Genomic DNA, 16,602 nt, shown 5'->3' with positions numbered 1-16,602 from the left:
TCCCTTGATCATGATCAATGCCAGCGGCCCCTGAGGAGAGGAGGCTCCGGTCTGCGAACATCAATGCGCGAGGGCCATCATGACGAGATCCTCATCCACGGATCTGAAGCATCGCGACGAAAAGTACAGGCCGATCCTTGTGCAGCGACAGCAGCAGCTGCAGGCCCGCCTTGAGAGGATCGAGCATGACTTTGAACAGCCTCGCGACCGCGATGACGACGACGGTGCCGTCGAACGCAATAACGACGAGGTGCTGGAGGAACTCGGAGAGGTCGGGCAAAAGGAACTCGTGGCCATTGAAGCTGCACTTGGTCGGATGAGGCAGGACGCCTTCGGTATCTGCGTCAAATGCGGCAGTCCCATCAGCGACGAGCGGCTTGACCTCGTCCCCCACACGCCCTTCTGCCAGTCCTGCTCGCACGCGCTCCAGCTTCGCTAGAACAATCTCGTCTTATCGCTATGTACGACGGCTGCGTGTCGTTCTCTCATCCCTGGCGCAGAGAAACCGGAGTAGCACATGGCTGTCCTGGCCTTCAAAGATCCTCTGGACGGCCCCACGGTCGTGCACGGCCTGACGACGCAGGAGGCGACCGAGCGCCTGCAGCGGTTTGGACCCAATGTTCTGCCGCAGCCTAACCCGCCGTCGATCCTCTCTATCTTTCTGCACCAGTTCCGCAGCCCGCTCATCTATATCCTGCTAATCGCGGCTGCGGTGTCCCTGGTCGTCAGCGAACCGGAAGACGCTGTCTTCATCGGCATTGTCCTGCTTGTGAACGGCGTCATCGGCAGTGTTCGGGAGTATTCCGCGGGGCGCGCTGCCATGGCTCTTCGCAACCTTGAGCAGCCCCGGGCGACCGTGATCCGAGACGGCCGGACCCGAGAGATCGAATCCCGTCTGCTCGTACCGGACGACATTGTCCTGCTGGAAGCCGGAGGGCGGGTCCCGGCCGACCTGATGCTGATCGAAACCACTGACCTCCTTTGTGACGAATCCTTGCTGACCGGCGAATCCCTCCCCGTCCGCAAATCGGTCGAACATCCATCCACCGATACCGCCGGTTCCAAAGCAGCAAGGGCTTTCGCGGGAACACTGATTATCCGGGGACGAGCAACCGGCGTGGTCGTCGCCACCGGCCTTGCAACAGACATCGGCGCCATTGCCGCGGAAATCGGCAAGGCGTCGATATCTCAACCGCCTCTGATGATCCGGCTGTCCCGCTTCTCCACCGTCATCGCCTGGACGGTGGGGGCGGCTTCGCTTGTTCTGATCGGCTTTGGCCTGCTTCGTGGCCTGCCGTGGAACGATCTCTTCCTGATGTCTGTCGGTCTTGCCGTCAGTGCCATTCCGGAAGGTTTGCCGATCGCGATCTCGATCGCGCTGGCGGTCAGCATGCGCCGCATGGCGAAGCACAACGTCATCGTGAGACGGATGCCGGCGGTCGAATCGCTTGGCTCCTGCACCATGATCGCCACCGACAAGACCGGAACGCTGACGCTCAACGAATTGACCGTTACCGATATCCGCCTTCCAGACGGCACGGATCTGCGTCTCGACGCACATGCCGATCTCGATGCCTGTGAGGTCCGCGGCTCGCACATGGACCCCGAGGACGCGCGTGCAAGGGCCGAACGCCTGCTGCGCGCGGCGTCCCTGCCGAACGAAGGTTCGTTGATCAGCGATCAAGCCGGCTGGACGGGTATCGGCGACACGGTCGATGTGGCGCTTCTGGCGGCCGCTCACAAGGGAGGATTGACGCACGACAAGGTCCGAAAGGCCTACCCTCTCCTCTCCCGCATTCCCTACGAGCCCGACCTGAAGTTTGCGGCCTCCTTCCACCAGGCGGGAGAACGGGTCGGCATTTTCGTCAAGGGAGCGGCTGAGACGCTGATCGACATGGCCGATCGCATGGATGTCGCGGGCCATGCCGTTGTGATCGACCGTGGACGCCTCCTGGCCCAGAAGGAAGAAATGGCTGCGCGCGGGCTGAGGGTGTTGGCCTTTGCAGAGGGAGAAATCCGCAGCGACGGAGAGCAGAATTTCGGGCGTCGCCATCTTGTCGACCTCGTGTTTCTGGGCTTCGCCGGCATGCAGGACCCGGTACGGCCGGAAGTGCCCCGCGCGATCAGGGACGCCCGCACCGCAGGCGTCGAGGTTGCGATGCTGACGGGCGATGATCCACGGACGGCCGAAGCGATCGCCAGGCAGGCAGGTCTGGAATTCGGCTCGGATCAGGTGACAACCGGCGATTCCGTGCGCCAGGCGGAAGCGGCCGGCGAGAACCAGCTGGATGAACTGACGCGACGGACGCGCATCTATGCCCGGGTCGCACCCGCGCAGAAGCTGGCCATTGTCCTTTCGATGGCCCGCAACGGCCATTTCGTGGCTGTGACGGGAGACGGGGTGAACGACGCACCGGCGCTCAAGCACGCCCATGTTGGCGTGGCCATGGGCCGCAAGGGCACGGAAGTCGCCAAGGAAAGCGCCGACATCGTCGTCACCGATGACAATTTCGCCTCGATCGTCAGCGGCATTCGGGAAGGCCGCACCGCCTATTCGAATATCCGCAAGGTCATCCTCATGCTGGCAGCAACGGGGGCAGCCGAAATGCTGCTGTTCCTGCTGGCCATCCCGCTCGGTCTTCCGATGCCGTTGTTGCCCGTGCAACTCCTCTGGCTCAATCTCGTGACGAACGGCATCCAGGACGTCGCGCTGGCCGGCGAAAAACCGGAGGGCGACGAACTTTCCCGACCGCCGAGACGGCCAAAAGAGCCGATTTTCGACCGCTTGATGATCCGTCGGATCATCCAGTCCATGCTGGTGATCGGCGTCGGCGGCTTCGTCCTGTTCTACTGGCTCTTGGCGCAGGGGTATGAGCTATCCCAGGCCCGCAACCTGCTGCTGCTGCTGTTCGTCATGTTTGAAAACGCACAGACGCTCGCCTGTCGTTCGGAGCGGCAGTCGATCTTCCGCATGTCCTTGCTGGGCAATCCCGCTCTCATCGTCTGCGTGATCGTTGCGCAAGCCGTGCACATATCAGCCATGTATGTTCCCTGGCTGCGCGATACCCTGGAACTGGGACCGATCTCTCTGCTGGAATGGGCCTGCATGCTGCTTGCCGCCTCGTCCCTGATCATCGTCAGTGAGCTGGACAAGGCGTTCGCACAAAAGCCGTTCGCGACCAGGCAATCGGCTTGAGCCTTGCAATGACCGCACTTTCGGGGCGGGGCGTTGAGCAAGATCAAGGGCTTCCTCGATCACCATGCCAATCTGACGCGATGTGCGAAAGGAGAGCCTGATGCTGGTACGGGATTTTATGACGGCGAGACCGGTCTACGTGTCGCCAGACACGAGTATCAAACATGCCATTCAGCTGATGCTGGACCACAACGTCAGCGGTCTGCCGGTGATCGGAGACGATGATCACGTGGTCGGCATGCTCACGGAAAGCGATCTTCTCAACCGCAGCGTGTTCAATGCGGGACGGCAGTCTCCCCCGGACAATCCGGATAACGCGTTCTTCGAGAATTACGTTCGGACGCACGGAACGACCGTCTCGGACTGCATGACGCGCGAGGTCATTTCCGTTTCACCGCAACAATCGCTCGCCGACGTTGCGGCTCTCGCCAGGACCCACGGGATCAAGAGGTTGCCGGTTCTCCAGTCCGGCAAGCTGGTCGGGATTATCAGCCGGCGCGATATCTTGCGGGCCATAACGGCGGACCGCGATGCCGTGGCAAACGGCGATCTTGCTCTGAGGCTTGCAGTTTCGACGCGACTACGATCGGAGCTCGGTCTTGCGCCGGATCAGCTTGCGGTGGAGGTGAGGGATTCGGTGGTTGAAGTCTCCGGCCCTGCCCCATCGCCCGCGCTAAAGCGTGCCATCCAAGTGGTCGCGGAAAGCGTGGCGGGCGTGGCCGGCATCTGTTTTCGGCCTGGTTGCTGATCGATCAGCAACTGAGACACCCGTCGGGAGCAAGACCGGACGGCCCTGATCGACGCGCCACCAAATTGAGAAATTCCGCGACGCAAAGCGCTTGAGACGATCTTGACATGACCGTGCCCTTTGTCGCTAATTGGCAGGATGTCAGACCAATTTAGTCGCCCGACCGATATTAGCCTGTTTTCTCTTCCGCCCGCCGATCGGACTGCGCGGGTGGGCGAGGCGTTGGCTGCCTATATCGAAGCTGCCAGCCTGAAGACCGGGGACCGGTTGCCAGCGGAGCGGCATTTGATGTCGGCGCTCGGGGTCGGGCGCTCCACCATCCGCGAGGCGATCCGCCGCTATCAGGCGCTGGGCGTCATCCACAGCCGCAAGGGTAGCGGCAATTACCTGCTGAAACCGATTTCAAAGCGCACCGTTCACATGCCGCTGTCGCTCGACACGGAGAACCTGCGCGACGTGCTCTTGCAGACGCTGCAGGTGCGGCGCGGCCTGGAATGCGAAGCCGGCATGGTTGCCGCCCGGATGCGCACGGCGGCGGATCTTGCCGAGATCGAGGCCAAGCTCGACCTGATGGAGCAGGCGCATCACAGCCGCGGCGCGTCCGGCCCGGAAGACCTCGCCTTTCACCTGGCGATCTATGATGCCACCCACAACCCGCTGTTCCGGCAACTGCTCGAACAGATGCGTGAGACGTTCGAGCAGTTCTGGAGCAGCCCGTTCGAGCGTGCGGATTTCGCGCGTCGGTCCTTCCCTTTCCACCGCACGCTGTTCGATGCGATTGCCGCCGCCGACCCCGAGACGGCGCGCGCCGAAACATTGAAAATCCTCGAGATCGTCGAGGAAGACATCAAGGAAATGTCCCGATGACCGAAGGCTCCTCCTCATTCGATCTCGCCTCGCTGATCGTCGCGCATGACGAGGGCAATGCCTATAGCGCCGTCGTGCCGCCGATCGCGCAGACGTCGCTGTTCACCTTCTCAGATTATGACGACATGCTGTCTTCCTATCGCGGCGAAAAGGTGCGGCCGATCTATACCCGCGGTCTCAATCCGACGGTCCGCATGTTTGAGGAAATGCTGGCCAAGCTCGAAGGTGCCGAGGATGCGCTGGGGTTTGCCAGTGGCATGGCGGCGATATCCGCTGCCGTCCTGAGCTTCGTTGCGCCGGGGGACCGGATCGTCGCCGTGCGTCACGTGTATCCCGACGCCTTCCGGCTGTTCGGCACGATCCTGAAGCGCATGAATGTCGAAGTCACCTATGTCGACGGCCGTGATGAGGAAGCGGTCGACAAGGCCCTGCCCGGCGCCAAGATCTTCTACATGGAAAGCCCGACCAGTTGGGTGATGGAAGCCCATGACGTCGGCGCTCTGGCGGCCCTTGCGAAGAAGCACGGTGCCGTCTCGATGATCGACAACAGCTGGGCAAGCCCGATCTTCCAGCAGCCGATCACACTCGGCGTCGACCTCGTCATCCATTCTGCCTCGAAATATCTCGGCGGTCACAGCGACGTCGTCGCCGGCATCGTTGCCGGTTCGAAGGACATGATCGCCCGCCTCAAGGCCGAGGCCTATCCCTATCTCGGCGCCAAGCTTTCGCCCTTCGACGCCTGGCTGCTGATCCGCGGCCTGCGCACCCTACCGATCCGCATGAAGGCGCATGAAGCCTCGGCGCTTGCCATCGCCCAGCGCCTGCAGGACCTCGACATCGTCGAGCAGGTCTGCCACCCCGGCTTGTCGAACCGCCTTCCTGCCGGCCTCCACGGCACGTCCGGCCTGTTTTCGCTGATCTTTCGCGAGGGCATCGATATCCGCGCCTTCAGCGACAATCTCAAGCTCTTCAGGCTCGGTGTGAGCTGGGGAGGCCATGAAAGCCTGGTCGTACCGGGCGAAGTCGTGCTGCAGCAAAAAGCGCAGCCAAATTCCGCGCAGGAATTCGGAATACACGCGCGGTCCGTACGCCTCCATGTGGGCCTCGAGGGAACCGAGGCTTTGTGGAGCGATCTCCAGGATGCGATCGCCGTCGCGTCCTGAACCAACAAAAAACTGGGAGAATAGCAATGAGGACATTGATCGCAACCGCGCTTCTGGCGTCGCTGATGGCGTCGAGTGCACTGGCAGATACGACACTCAAGCTGGTGGAAGTCATCACCAGCCCGGAACGCACGCAGACCCTGCAGTCGCTCGTCTCGAAATTCGAGGCGGCTAATCCCGGCACCAAGGTCGAGATCATCTCGCTGCCCTGGAACGAGGCCTTCCAGAAATTCGCCACCATGGTGTCGGCCGGCGATACGCCCGACGTCATGGAAATGCCCGATACCTGGCTGTCGCTCTACGCCAACAACGGCATGCTCGAGAGCCTCGAACCCTATCTGGCAAAATGGGAGAACACCAAGGAACTGACGCCCCGCGCGCTCGAACTCGGCCGCGACGTCAAGGACACGGCCTATATGCTGCCCTATGGCTTCTATCTGCGGGCGATGTTCTACAACAAGAAGCTGCTCTCAGAGGCCGGCGTCGCTGCGCCGCCAAAGACGATGGAGGAGTTCACCAAGGCCTCCGAAGCCGTTTCGAAACTTCCCGGCAAATACGGCTATTGCATGCGCGGCGGACCGGGTGGCCTGAACGGCTGGATGATCTTCGCCGCCTCGATGGCCGGCGACAACAAGTATTTCACGGAGGATGGCACCTCGACGATGAACACCCCGGGCTGGTCCAAGGGCATCGAGTGGATGGTCGATCTCTACAAGAAGGGCTACGCCCCGAAGGACAGCGTCAACTGGGGGTTCAACGAGGTCGTGGCCGGTTTCTACTCCGGCACCTGCGCCTTCCTCGACCAGGATCCGGATGCGCTCATCGCCGTTGCCGAACGCATGAAGAAGGAAGATTTTGGCGTTATCCCGCTGCCCAAGGGACCGGACGGCAAGTCCTATCCCACCATCGGCTATGCCGGCTGGTCCATGTTCGCCAAGAGCGAGAACAAGGATCTGTCCTGGAAGCTGATCGCCACCCTTCAGGGCCGCGAGGGCAATCTCGAATGGAACAAGAAGATCGGCGCCCTGCCCGCTTACACATCGGCTGAAAAGGACCCGTTCTATGCCGGCGACCAGTTCAAGGGCTGGTTCGAGGAACTGGCTGACCCCAACACGGTGCCGACGGTGATGCCGACCTATCTTCAGGAATTCGCCTTCTTCAAGGATTCGCTGGCCATCAAGTCGTCGCAGCAGGCGCTGCTCGGCGACATCTCGGCCGCCGACCTTGCCAACCAGTGGGCGGACTATCTCACCAAGGCGCAGCAGAAGCATCTGGCGAAGAAATAAGCCGCGCGCGGACCGGCAGCCCAGCGCTGCCGGTCCGTTTGACCGCGACGACGGCCATGATGCCGCCCACGGGGACTGTTCTGCCAATGACGACCGCAATCACTTCCAGCCATGGCCGCCGGGTGCAAAAACCCTTCCTGGCGCGGCTTGCCGATCATGCCGAACCCTATCTCTACAGCGCCCCGGCGCTGATCCTGATCATCACCGTCATGCTGGTGCCGCTGGTGCTCGGCATGTCCTACGCCTTTCGCGACATCCAGTTGCTCAATCCGTTTTCGGGCGGGTTCATCGGTCTCGTCCACTTTCGCGCGCTTGCGCAGGACAAGGCCTTTTTCGGCGCCCTGAAGAATACGCTGTGGTGGACCGGCGCCTCGGTGGTCCTGCAATTCACCTTTGGGCTGATCCTGGCGCTTCTGCTGGACAAGCCTTTCCACGGCCGCGGCATCGTGCAGGCGCTGGTCTTCCTGCCCTGGGCCGTGCCGTCCTTCCTCGCCGGCCTCAACTGGGCCTGGCTGTTCAACCCGGTCATCGGCCCTTTGCCCCACTGGCTGTTTGCGCTCGGGCTGATCGACCAGCCGGGCAATCTCCTGTCCGATCCGCATTACGCCATGTGGGGACCGATTATCGCCAATGTCTGGTGGGGCATTCCGTTCTTTGCGATCACGCTTTTGGCCGCCCTGCAGTCGATCCCGCGCGACCTCTATGAGGCCGCCTCCATCGACGGTGCCGGCTGGATGCAGCGTTTCCTGTCGATCACCCTGCCGTTTCTGGCACCGACCATCGCCATCACCGTGCTTCTGCGCACCGTCTGGGTCGCGAACTTCGCCGACCTGATCGTCGTCATGACCGGCGGCGGGCCGGCGGATCGCACCCAGATCGTTGCCAGCTACATCTTCACCCAGGCATTCAAGGCGCTCGACTTCGGTTACGCCTCGGCAATCGCGCTGGTGCTGCTGGTGCTGCTGCTCGCCTATTCGATGCTGATCATCCTGCTGCGGCAGACATTGTTGAACAAGGGGTGAGGCCATGAGACGCTCCATTCTTCCGGTCGTCGCGCACCGGCTGGCGATCCTCTGCTACATCGTCTTCGCGCTGTTTCCGCTGTTCTGGCTGTTGAAGGTGTCGCTGACGCCGAACGACCTTCTGTATTCCGAAGGCGTTCGGATGTGGCCAACACGCACGACATTCGAGCACTATGCCTTCGTGCTGCAGCACAGCGCCTTCCCGACATTCTTCAAGAACAGCCTGATCGTATCCGGCTCGACGGCGATCGTCGTCACGATCATCGCCTCCCTGTCCGGCTACGCGCTGTCGCGCTTCACCTTTCGCGCAAAATACTGGATCGTCGGGCTGATGCTTTTGACGCAGATGTTTCCGCTGGTCATGCTGGTGGCGCCGATCTTCAAGATCCTGACGCCGCTTGGCCTGACCAACAGCCTGACCGGCCTGGTCGTGGTCTACACAGCCTTCAATGTGCCGTTCGCCACCTTCCTGATGCAGTCCTTCTTCGACGGCATCCCGAAGGACCTGGAAGAGGCGGCGATGATCGACGGGGCGACCAAGTTCATCGCATTTCGCCAGATCATCCTGCCGCTGACGCTCCCCGGCATCGCCGCCACGCTCGGTTTCGTCTTCACGGCCGCCTGGAGCGAACTCCTGTTCGCGCTGATGCTGATCAACGGCAACAATGCCGCCACCTTCCCGGTCGGGCTTTTGACCTTCGTGTCGAAATTCTCGGTCGATTTCGGCCAGATGATGGCCGCCGGCGTCATGGCGCTGATCCCGGCAGCCCTCTTCTTCCTGCTCATCCAACGGTATCTCGTGCAGGGCCTGACGGCCGGCGCGGTCAAGGGGTAGTCACATGGCATCCATCACGATCGACAGCCTCGGAAAATCCTACGGCACCTACGGCGTCCTGCATGGCGTCGATCTCGAGATCAGGGACGGCGAGTTCATCGTGCTGGTCGGCCCCTCCGGCTGCGGCAAGTCCACCCTGCTGCGGATGATCGCCGGCCTGGAAGATGTCACCAGCGGCGAGATCCGCATCGACGGCAGCCGCGTCAACGAGCTGCATCCGAAGGATCGCGACATCGCCATGGTGTTCCAGTCCTACGCGCTCTACCCGCATATGAGCGTTGCCCGCAACATGAGCTACAGCATGCGGCTGCGGAAGGCGTCGAAGGAAAAGATCGAGGCGGCCGTCGCCGGTGCGGCCTCCAAGCTCGGGCTCGAGCCCTATCTGGAGCGTCGCCCCAAGGCACTGTCCGGCGGCCAGCGCCAGCGCGTCGCCATGGGTCGTGCCATCGTGCGCCAGCCCAGGGCCTTTTTGTTCGACGAGCCGCTGTCGAACCTCGATGCCCGGCTGCGCGAACAGATGCGCGCCGAGATCAAGAAAATGCATGGTGACCTCAAGGCCACCTCGATCTACGTCACCCATGACCAGATCGAGGCGATGACCCTGGCGGACCGGATCGTCGCCATGCATGGCGGGGTGGTGCAGCAGGTCGGCAGTCCGCTCGAACTGTACGACCGCCCCGCCAACCTGTTCGTCGCCGGCTTCATCGGCTCTCCGGGAATGAATTTTTTCGAAGGAACACGGGATCCGGACGGTGTGCGCCTGGCCGATGGGACGCTCTTGAAGATGCAGCTTCCGGCAGTGGCCAGCGACGAGAGCGGTATCACCATGGGCATCCGTCCCGAACATGTGGAACTGAGCGCCGATGGCCTTGCGGCGACGGTCGAACTGGTGGAGCCGACAGGCTTCGGCATCATCCTGCACCTGTCGCTGAACGGCCTGCCCTTCAAGGTCTTCACATCGGATCGCGCATTTCTGGCGCCGGGTCCGGACGTTTCGGTCCGCATGCCGTCGAAACATCTGCATTTCTTCGACGCCCAGGGTGACCGTATCCCCACCTGATCGTCTCGTCATGATGATGCCGTTCAGCCGGCCGGCGCCCAGTCCGGCCGGTTCTCGCCGACGCGGTTGAGCAGGATCGCGCGCATATCCGAGCGATACCGCAACCAGAGCCGCCCGAAAGCGATCTCAGTCCGCTTCGATCTCGAAGCTCAACCCGTCATAGGCCGGCTCGACATGCGCCGGTGTCTCGTCCATCAGCCGCTGGTAATCCAGCGGAATATGCATGTGCGTGAGGACGGCGCGCCGGGGTTTCAGCCGGTCGATCCAGCCAAGCGCCTGGTCCACCGAGAGATGGCTCGGATGCGTCGTGTATTGCAGCGCGTCTATGATCAGCGTGTCGAGACCCTGCAGCCGATCGACACTTTCCGGCGGGAAATCGCTGACATCGCTGCAATAGGCGACGTTGCCGATGCGGAAGCCGAGCGACATGATGTCGCCGTGCACCTGGGCATGCGCCGTGAACGACAGGCTTCCCCCCGGCCCGTTCACCGTGATCGGCCGGTCGAGGCTCTCGATCAGCAGCGGGTCGACGATCGGCGGATAATTGCCGCCGGGCGGCGTTTCGAGACAGTAACCGAAGCCCTGGCGGATCCTGTCCATGGTGAACGGGTCGGCAAAGATCGGGATCCGCCGACGCTGCGCATGGAAATAGCCGCGAATGTCGTCGATGCCGTGCAGGTGGTCCGCATGCGCGTGGGTGTAGAGCACGCCGTCGAGGCGACGCACGCCAGCCGATACCATCTGCTCGCGGAAATCCGGGCCGGTGTCGATGACGACGCTGGTGACAGCGCCGTCGGCGGCGATCTTCTGGACGAGCAGCGCGGCGCGACGCCGGCGGTTGCGCGGGTTCTCCGGATCGCAGGCGCCCCAGTCGCCATCGAGCTTCGGCACGCCGGGCGACGAGGCGCAGCCGAGGATGGTGAAGCGAAGCCGCTGACCGACCACCAGCCTAGACCCTCGTCATCTTCGAAAAGCAGCGGAAGGCGTTTTCCGTCGTGATGCGCGCCATCTCGTCCACGGAGACGCCTTTCACGTCGGCGAGCACCTCGGCCGTATTGACGACATAGGACGGCTCGTTGCGCTTGCCGCGCCAGCGCTTCGGCGCCAGGTAGGGAGCATCGGTCTCGACGAGCAGCCGGTCCATCGGCACGGTGGCGGCGATCGCCCGCAGTTCCTCGGATTTCGGAAAGGTCAGAATGCCGGAAAACGACACGTAGCCGCCAAGCTCGACGCCGGTATCGGCAAGCGCCTGGCCGGCGGAAAAGCAGTGCAGGATGAACGGGAAAGCGCCCTTCCCCGCCTCGTCGCGCAGGATCGCCATCATGTCGTCGTCGGCGCTACGGCTATGGATGACCAGCGGCAGCCGCGTGCGGCGGGCCGCCTCGATGTGCCGGCCAAGGCCGGTCTTCTGGTCTTGCGGCGTCTGCGTATCGTAGAAATAGTCGAGACCCGCCTCGCCGATCGCGACGATCTTGTCATGGCTTTCGGCAAGCCGCACCAGGTCGTCCGCCGACACGTCGAGTTCCTCGTTCGCATTGTTCGGATGCGTTCCGACGGAGCAGAACACCGAAGGATAGCGTTCGGTGAGCGCCACCAGCGTGTCGAGCTTCTTCACCCGCGTCGAGATCGTCACCATCTGGCTGACGCCGGCCGCATGGGCGCGCGCCACGAGGTCGTCGCGCTCGGCGTCGAACTCGGCAAAGTCGAGATGGCAATGCGTGTCGATCAGCATCGGGCCTACGCCTTGTCCACGTCGGGCGCGACGTAGCGCGGGAAGACCGGCGTCGGGGCTTCGAGAACGGTGCCGGGCGTCAGGCGACCGGATTCTCCGAGCTTGGCGAACACACGGTCGTCTTCGGCCACCGCCACCAGGTCGAGCAGCTTTGCCGCCGATGCCGGCATGATCGGCTGGAACAGGATGGCGATCTGGCGCACCACTTCGGCGGTGACATAGAGCACCGTCTCCATGCGCGGCACGTCGGTCTTGCGCAGCACCCAGGGTTCCTGGGCGGCGAAATAGCGGTCGGCCTCGTTGACGGTGCCGATGATCGCCGCCACCGCCTTGTGGATCTGCTGGCGGTTCATCTCCTCGCGGCAGGTGGCAAGCATCGCGTCGGCGGTCGAAAGCATCGCCCTGTCGGCATCGGTGAGCGGGCCGGGCGCCGGAATGCGGCCGTCGCAGTTCTTGACGATCATCGACAGCGAACGCGAGGCGAGGTTGCCGATGCCGTTGGCGAGGTCCGCGTTGATGCGGGTGGCGATCCCCTCTTCCGAATAGCTGCCGTCCTGGCCGAAGGAGACTTCGCGCAGGAAGAAATAGCGCACCTGGTCGAGGCCGAAATGGCCGACGAGATCGACCGGATCGACAACGTTGCCGACCGACTTCGACATCTTCTCGCCCTTGTTGAGCAGGAAGCCGTGGGCGTAGACGCGCTTGGGCAGCGGCAGGCCCGCCGACATCAGGAAGGCCGGCCAGTAGACGGCGTGGAAGCGGATGATGTCCTTGCCGATGATGTGCGCGTCGGCCGGCCAGTATTTGGCGCGCGGACCATTCTGGTCTTCCACATAGCCGGTGGCGGTGATGTAGTTGGTCAGCGCGTCGACCCACACATACATGACGTGCTTTGCGTCGTCGGGCACCGGAATGCCCCAATCGAACGTGGTGCGCGAAATCGACAGATCCTTGAGCCCCGACTTGACGAAGGACATCACTTCGTTGCGGCGCTCGTTGGGGCCGATGAAATCCGGCTCGTCCTCGTAGAGTTTCAGCAGCCGGTCTTCATAGGCCGAAAGCTTGAAGAAGTAGCTCTCCTCCTCGACCCACTCGACAGGCGTCCCCTGCGGGCCGTAGCGCACGCCGTCGGCGCGCAGCTCGGTTTCTTCTTCCTGGTAAAAAGCCTCGTCGCGCACCGAGTACCAGCCGGCGTAGCTATCCTTGTAGATGTCGCCGTTGGCCGCCATCCGCCGCCAGACTTCCTGCACGGTCGCATGGTGCCGGGCCTCCGTGGTGCGGATGAAATCATCGTTCGATGCATTCAAAAGTCGGCCCATCTCACGGAATTCATTGGAATTCCGTTCGGCGAGTTCCTCTGAAGTGATGCCTTGCGCCCGCGCCGTCTGCTGCATCTTCTGGCCGTGCTCGTCGGTCCCGGTGAGGAAGAAGACGTCCTTCCCGTCGAGCCGCTGGAAGCGGGCAAGCGCGTCCGTGGCGATCAGCTCGTAAGCGTGACCGATATGCGGCTTGCCGTTCGGATAGGAGATGGCAGTGGTGATGTAGTAGGGCGTCTTTGTCGACATTTCGGCCAGCATTACCGTTTCTGTTTCTTCTCTGGGCGCGTCTTAAACCAAGTTTCGCCGATGCGAAACAGCAAGTTTCCCGCTGCTCTGCCCGTCTCTCAGCGGGCAACGTCCTCCAGGAGCGAGATGATCGTCTGCTTGCGGTCGAGATTGTAGGCCTGCGACACGCTGATCCTGTCGGAGATCTCCGACGACAGCCGCGAAGCCCGGTCGGCTGCGGCGAGATCGCCGGCGACTGCGGCAGCCTTCGCCCGCTCGATCAGCCGGTCTCCCAGATAGTCGAGGAAGAAGCCGAAGATCACGTCGTTGTCCTTGCCCGACAGCACGTCCGCCAGCCGGTGCATTGCCTTGCGGGCTGTCGGACCGCTGGAGGCCATCAGTTCGTCGAAGGCGGTAATGATTTCGGTTCCGCCGTAGTTCAGCAGCTTCAGCGCCTGCGCAACGCTGCCATTGGCCATCGCCAGCACGTTTTCGGCATTCCGCCCGTCGTCCAGCGGCTGGCCGAGTGCCGACAGCGCGGCGGCGAGGTCGTGATCGCCGAGCGGCGACAGTTTCAGCGGCAGGCAGCGCGAGCGGATGGTCGGCAGCAGCTTGCCCGGCGCGTGGCTGAGCACCAGGAACAGCGATCGCTTCGGCGGCTCCTCGAGGATCTTCAGGATGGCGTTGGCGGCGTTGCGGTTGAGGTCGTCGGCCGGATCGATGATGACGATCCGCCAGTTGCCGGTGCCGGAGGTCTGGGCGAAGAAGTGCCCTGCCCGCCGCACTTCGTCCACGGTGATCGCCGTCTTTGCCCGTCCGGTCTTCTCGTCCACCGGCCGCGTCAGGTGCAGCAGGTTATGCGAGGCGCCGGAGGCGATCTGCCGGCTGACGGAGGCTTCCGGATCGGGGTCGGAAATCTGCTCCGGCGCCTGCTCCGGGTCGGGATGGCTGAGCACATGGTTGGCGAACCGGAAGGCCAGCGTTGCCTTGCCGATGCCTTCCGGCCCTTCGATCAGGATCGCGTGGTGGCTGCGGCCGGAACGATAAAAGCGCGCCAGGAAGGCCTCGGCTTCGTCGTGCCCGAACAGATGCGGATTGGTCTGCGGCGGCATGGCGCCATCGAGGACGCCGTAGGGCTGGTCGCTCATTCTGCGGCTTCCGGCGCATGCGAAGGAAGAAGCGTCTCCACCTGCGACAGGATATCGGCGGCCACCAGATCCTCGCTGCGGTCGGCATCGATCACCCGGCAGCGGGACGCATCCGCCGCGGCGATGTCGAGAAACGCCTGCCGGCGCTTCTCGTGAACCTCGATGCGCTCCTTCTCGAAGCGGTCAGGCTCGCTGGGCGCGGCACTGTCTTCGCTGCGGCGGCGCGCGCGCGCCAGTCCCTTGTCCGCCGGAAGGTCGAGGATCAGTGTCAGGTCGGGCCGCAGCCCGTCGATCGCGACCCGCTCAAGCGCGTCGACGAGCTCGCCCTCCAGATTGCCGGTAATGCCCTGGTAGACGCGCGAGGAATCGATGAACCGGTCGCAGAGCACGATCGAACGGCGCGACAGCGCCGGCCGGATGACCTCTTCGACATGGTCGTTGCGGGCAGCGGCAAACAGCAGCGCCTCCATGCGCACGCCATAGTCTTCCGCAGCACCCGACAGCAGCACATGGCGCACGGCTTCGGCGCCCGGCGATCCGCCGGGCTCGCGCGTCACCAGCACCGTATGGCCGCGCTCCTGCAGCGTTTCGGCCAGCCGGCGGATCTGCGTCGACTTGCCCGCTCCCTCGCCGCCCTCGAAGCTGATGAAAATGCCGGATGATGGTGCCCCGGATGAGTTGACCAAGGTGCTGCCGCTCTCTCGCTGTCTGTGATTTCCCTGTCTAGCGCATCGAAGGACGATGCGAAACCGCGAACGCTTGTCCGGCCACAGGCGAAGCTGGGACTACAGCCAGAACAGCATCAGTTCGAGCACCGCGTCGGTGGCCTTGGAGAACAGCGATCCGGCGGCGATGTCGTCGGCCGCGTGCAGCGGAACGACCTTCAATTGCCGGTCACCCTCGAAGATCTGCAGGCTGCCGACCGCCTGCCCTTTTGTGACCGGCGCTCGCAGCGGCCACTGGTAGACGATCCGGCCGCTCAGCCGTTCACCGTTGCGGCTCGGCACGTAGACGTCGACGGTCTCGCCGGCGAGCAGGTTCACGTGCGAGCGCGTGCCGCCATAGACCGCCGCCTCGCCGATTGTCGCTCCTGTCTCGAATACCGTCCGGGTCTCGAAGGACGACAGCGCCCATTCGAGGACGCGACGCGATTCCTCCTGCCGTTCCTTGTCGCTGGCAAGCCCTGCCATGGCGAGGAACAGCCGCGTGCCGTTGCGCTCGACAGACGAGACCGCAGCGAACCCCTGACCCTCGGCAAAGCCAGCACCCAGGCCGTCGATACCGATGCCGAGCGACAGCAGCGGGTTCTTGTTGCGCTGGAAAATCTTGTTCCAGGTATAATCCGGCTGCGCGTAGAGCGGATAATACTCGGGAAACTTCTGGTGGAGATGCTTGGCCAGCAGCACGAGGTCGTGGGCCGTGGTCGTGCTTGGCTGTTCGGGAAGACCGGTCGCGTTGCCGAAGCTTGAGCGCATCATGCCGAGATCGCGGGCCCTCGCCGTCATCCGCGCGGCAAACTCCGCTTCGGAGCCGGCCATCCCCTCGGCGATGATGATACAGGCGTCGTTGGCGTTCTGGACGATGACGCCACGGATCAGGTCGTCCATCGGCACTTCGGATTTGAGCGCCGCAAACATCGTCGTCGTGCCGGAGGGTGCGCCACCGGTACGCCAGGCGTTCTCCGAGACACGGTAGCTGGTGGTACCGGAGATTTCGCCGCGACGGATCGCCTCGAACACCAGGTCCATGGTCATCAGCTTGGCAAGCGATGCGGGCGCAAAGGCCTGGTTCTCGTTTTCGGCGAGCAGCACCGTGCCGGTCTTCGCCTCGACCAGATAGATCTGCTTGGCCTTGAGATCGGCAAGCCGCGTCTCGGCCGGTGCAGCCTTGAGGGACGCTGTCGCCGCGAGCACGGTGAGCGCGGCAAAACTGCAATGGAGGAGCCGGTGGCGCATCGAGACACTCGTCAAGCTGATGCGCCATTGCCTAGCAAGCGCCTCT

15 protein-coding genes are annotated in these 16,602 nt (G+C 63.2%); 9 read left to right on the top strand and 6 right to left on the bottom strand.

What is annotated here, in order from left to right:
* The first annotated feature begins 79 nt into the window (after nt 1–79).
* From ACR65N_RS12505 to ACR65N_RS12465, 9 genes are all read left to right on the top strand, one after another.
* Nucleotides 80–439: a TraR/DksA family transcriptional regulator gene (locus tag ACR65N_RS12505; RefSeq protein WP_440457256.1), complete on the top strand. Its 360-nt coding sequence runs from the start codon at nt 80–82 to the stop codon at nt 437–439.
* A gap of 78 nt (nt 440–517) precedes the next feature.
* A complete protein-coding gene (locus ACR65N_RS12500; protein ID WP_440457255.1) occupies nt 518–3,196 on the top strand; it encodes a cation-translocating P-type ATPase in 2,679 nt (892 codons plus the stop codon).
* 100 nt (nt 3,197–3,296) lie between these two features.
* Nucleotides 3,297–3,944 (top strand): CBS domain-containing protein, encoded by a 648-nt coding sequence (locus ACR65N_RS12495; protein WP_440457254.1) that lies wholly within the window; start codon nt 3,297–3,299, stop codon nt 3,942–3,944.
* A 138-nt stretch (nt 3,945–4,082) separates the two neighbouring features.
* Entirely contained in the window at nt 4,083–4,811 is a 729-nt protein-coding gene (locus ACR65N_RS12490) for a FadR/GntR family transcriptional regulator (protein ID WP_440457253.1), read from the top strand.
* Entirely contained in the window at nt 4,808–5,974 is a 1,167-nt protein-coding gene (locus ACR65N_RS12485) for a PLP-dependent transferase (protein ID WP_440457252.1), read from the top strand. The genes ACR65N_RS12490 and ACR65N_RS12485 overlap by 4 nt, the downstream gene beginning before the upstream one ends.
* A 26-nt stretch (nt 5,975–6,000) precedes the next feature.
* Complete coding sequence (locus tag ACR65N_RS12480) at nt 6,001–7,260, top strand: ABC transporter substrate-binding protein (RefSeq protein ID WP_440457250.1); 1,260 nt, start codon at nt 6,001–6,003, stop codon at nt 7,258–7,260.
* An 86-nt stretch (nt 7,261–7,346) separates the two neighbouring features.
* Entirely contained in the window at nt 7,347–8,282 is a 936-nt protein-coding gene (locus ACR65N_RS12475) for a carbohydrate ABC transporter permease (RefSeq protein ID WP_440457249.1), read from the top strand.
* Between the two features lie 4 nt (nt 8,283–8,286).
* Nucleotides 8,287–9,117 (top strand): carbohydrate ABC transporter permease, encoded by an 831-nt coding sequence (locus tag ACR65N_RS12470; RefSeq protein WP_430303621.1) that lies wholly within the window; start codon nt 8,287–8,289, stop codon nt 9,115–9,117.
* Between the two features lie 4 nt (nt 9,118–9,121).
* Nucleotides 9,122–10,177, top strand: coding sequence for an ABC transporter ATP-binding protein (locus ACR65N_RS12465; RefSeq protein ID WP_440457248.1), 1,056 nt, complete (start codon nt 9,122–9,124; stop codon nt 10,175–10,177).
* A gap of 126 nt (nt 10,178–10,303) precedes the next feature.
* Here the strand turns inward: ACR65N_RS12465 and ACR65N_RS12460 are convergent, their stop codons facing one another.
* From ACR65N_RS12460 to ACR65N_RS12435, 6 genes are all read right to left on the bottom strand, one after another.
* Nucleotides 10,304–11,122: an MBL fold metallo-hydrolase gene (locus tag ACR65N_RS12460; protein ID WP_440457247.1), complete on the bottom strand. Its 819-nt coding sequence runs from the start codon at nt 11,120–11,122 to the stop codon at nt 10,304–10,306.
* A 4-nt stretch (nt 11,123–11,126) separates the two neighbouring features.
* Complete coding sequence (locus tag ACR65N_RS12455; RefSeq protein ID WP_440457246.1) at nt 11,127–11,909, bottom strand: TatD family hydrolase; 783 nt, start codon at nt 11,907–11,909, stop codon at nt 11,127–11,129.
* Between the two features lie 5 nt (nt 11,910–11,914).
* Entirely contained in the window at nt 11,915–13,474 is a 1,560-nt protein-coding gene (gene metG, locus ACR65N_RS12450; RefSeq protein WP_440457339.1) for a methionine--tRNA ligase, read from the bottom strand.
* Nucleotides 13,475–13,572: 98 nt separating this feature from the next.
* Nucleotides 13,573–14,601 (bottom strand): DNA polymerase III subunit delta', encoded by a 1,029-nt coding sequence (locus ACR65N_RS12445; protein WP_440457245.1) that lies wholly within the window; start codon nt 14,599–14,601, stop codon nt 13,573–13,575.
* The gene (tmk, locus tag ACR65N_RS12440; protein WP_440457244.1) at nt 14,598–15,287 is read right to left on the bottom strand and encodes a dTMP kinase; all 690 of its coding nucleotides are present in this window, start codon (nt 15,285–15,287) and stop codon (nt 14,598–14,600) included. Before tmk ends, ACR65N_RS12445 begins: the two co-directional genes overlap by 4 nt.
* A gap of 99 nt (nt 15,288–15,386) precedes the next feature.
* Nucleotides 15,387–16,556, bottom strand: a complete 1,170-nt coding sequence (locus ACR65N_RS12435; RefSeq protein WP_440457243.1) for a D-alanyl-D-alanine carboxypeptidase family protein — start codon at nt 16,554–16,556, stop codon at nt 15,387–15,389.
* Nucleotides 16,557–16,602: the final 46 nt, after the last annotated feature.

The organism is Rhizobium sp. SAFR-030, assembly GCF_059415005.1.
The sequence above is the reverse complement of the archived record's forward strand: the minus strand, read 5'-3'. Positions and strand labels throughout refer to the sequence as shown.

Excerpts from the sequence above, each read along its gene's own strand:
- ACR65N_RS12470 (WP_430303621.1), top strand. The coding sequence starts at position 8,287 with ATGAGACGCTCCATTCTTCCGGTCGTCGCGCACCGGCTGGCGATCCTC.
- ACR65N_RS12465 (WP_440457248.1), top strand. The coding sequence starts at position 9,122 with ATGGCATCCATCACGATCGACAGCCTCGGAAAATCCTACGGCACCTAC.
- ACR65N_RS12485 (WP_440457252.1), top strand. The coding sequence starts at position 4,808 with ATGACCGAAGGCTCCTCCTCATTCGATCTCGCCTCGCTGATCGTCGCG.
- ACR65N_RS12500 (WP_440457255.1), top strand. The coding sequence starts at position 518 with ATGGCTGTCCTGGCCTTCAAAGATCCTCTGGACGGCCCCACGGTCGTG.
- ACR65N_RS12475 (WP_440457249.1), top strand. The coding sequence starts at position 7,347 with ATGACGACCGCAATCACTTCCAGCCATGGCCGCCGGGTGCAAAAACCC.
- ACR65N_RS12490 (WP_440457253.1), top strand. The coding sequence starts at position 4,083 with ATGTCAGACCAATTTAGTCGCCCGACCGATATTAGCCTGTTTTCTCTT.
- ACR65N_RS12480 (WP_440457250.1), top strand. The coding sequence starts at position 6,001 with ATGAGGACATTGATCGCAACCGCGCTTCTGGCGTCGCTGATGGCGTCG.
- ACR65N_RS12495 (WP_440457254.1), top strand. The coding sequence starts at position 3,297 with ATGCTGGTACGGGATTTTATGACGGCGAGACCGGTCTACGTGTCGCCA.
- ACR65N_RS12505 (WP_440457256.1), top strand. The coding sequence starts at position 80 with ATGACGAGATCCTCATCCACGGATCTGAAGCATCGCGACGAAAAGTAC.
- ACR65N_RS12435 (WP_440457243.1), bottom strand. The coding sequence starts at position 16,556 with ATGCGCCACCGGCTCCTCCATTGCAGTTTTGCCGCGCTCACCGTGCTC.
- metG (WP_440457339.1), bottom strand. The coding sequence starts at position 13,474 with ATGTCGACAAAGACGCCCTACTACATCACCACTGCCATCTCCTATCCG.
- ACR65N_RS12455 (WP_440457246.1), bottom strand. The coding sequence starts at position 11,909 with ATGCTGATCGACACGCATTGCCATCTCGACTTTGCCGAGTTCGACGCC.
- ACR65N_RS12445 (WP_440457245.1), bottom strand. The coding sequence starts at position 14,601 with ATGAGCGACCAGCCCTACGGCGTCCTCGATGGCGCCATGCCGCCGCAG.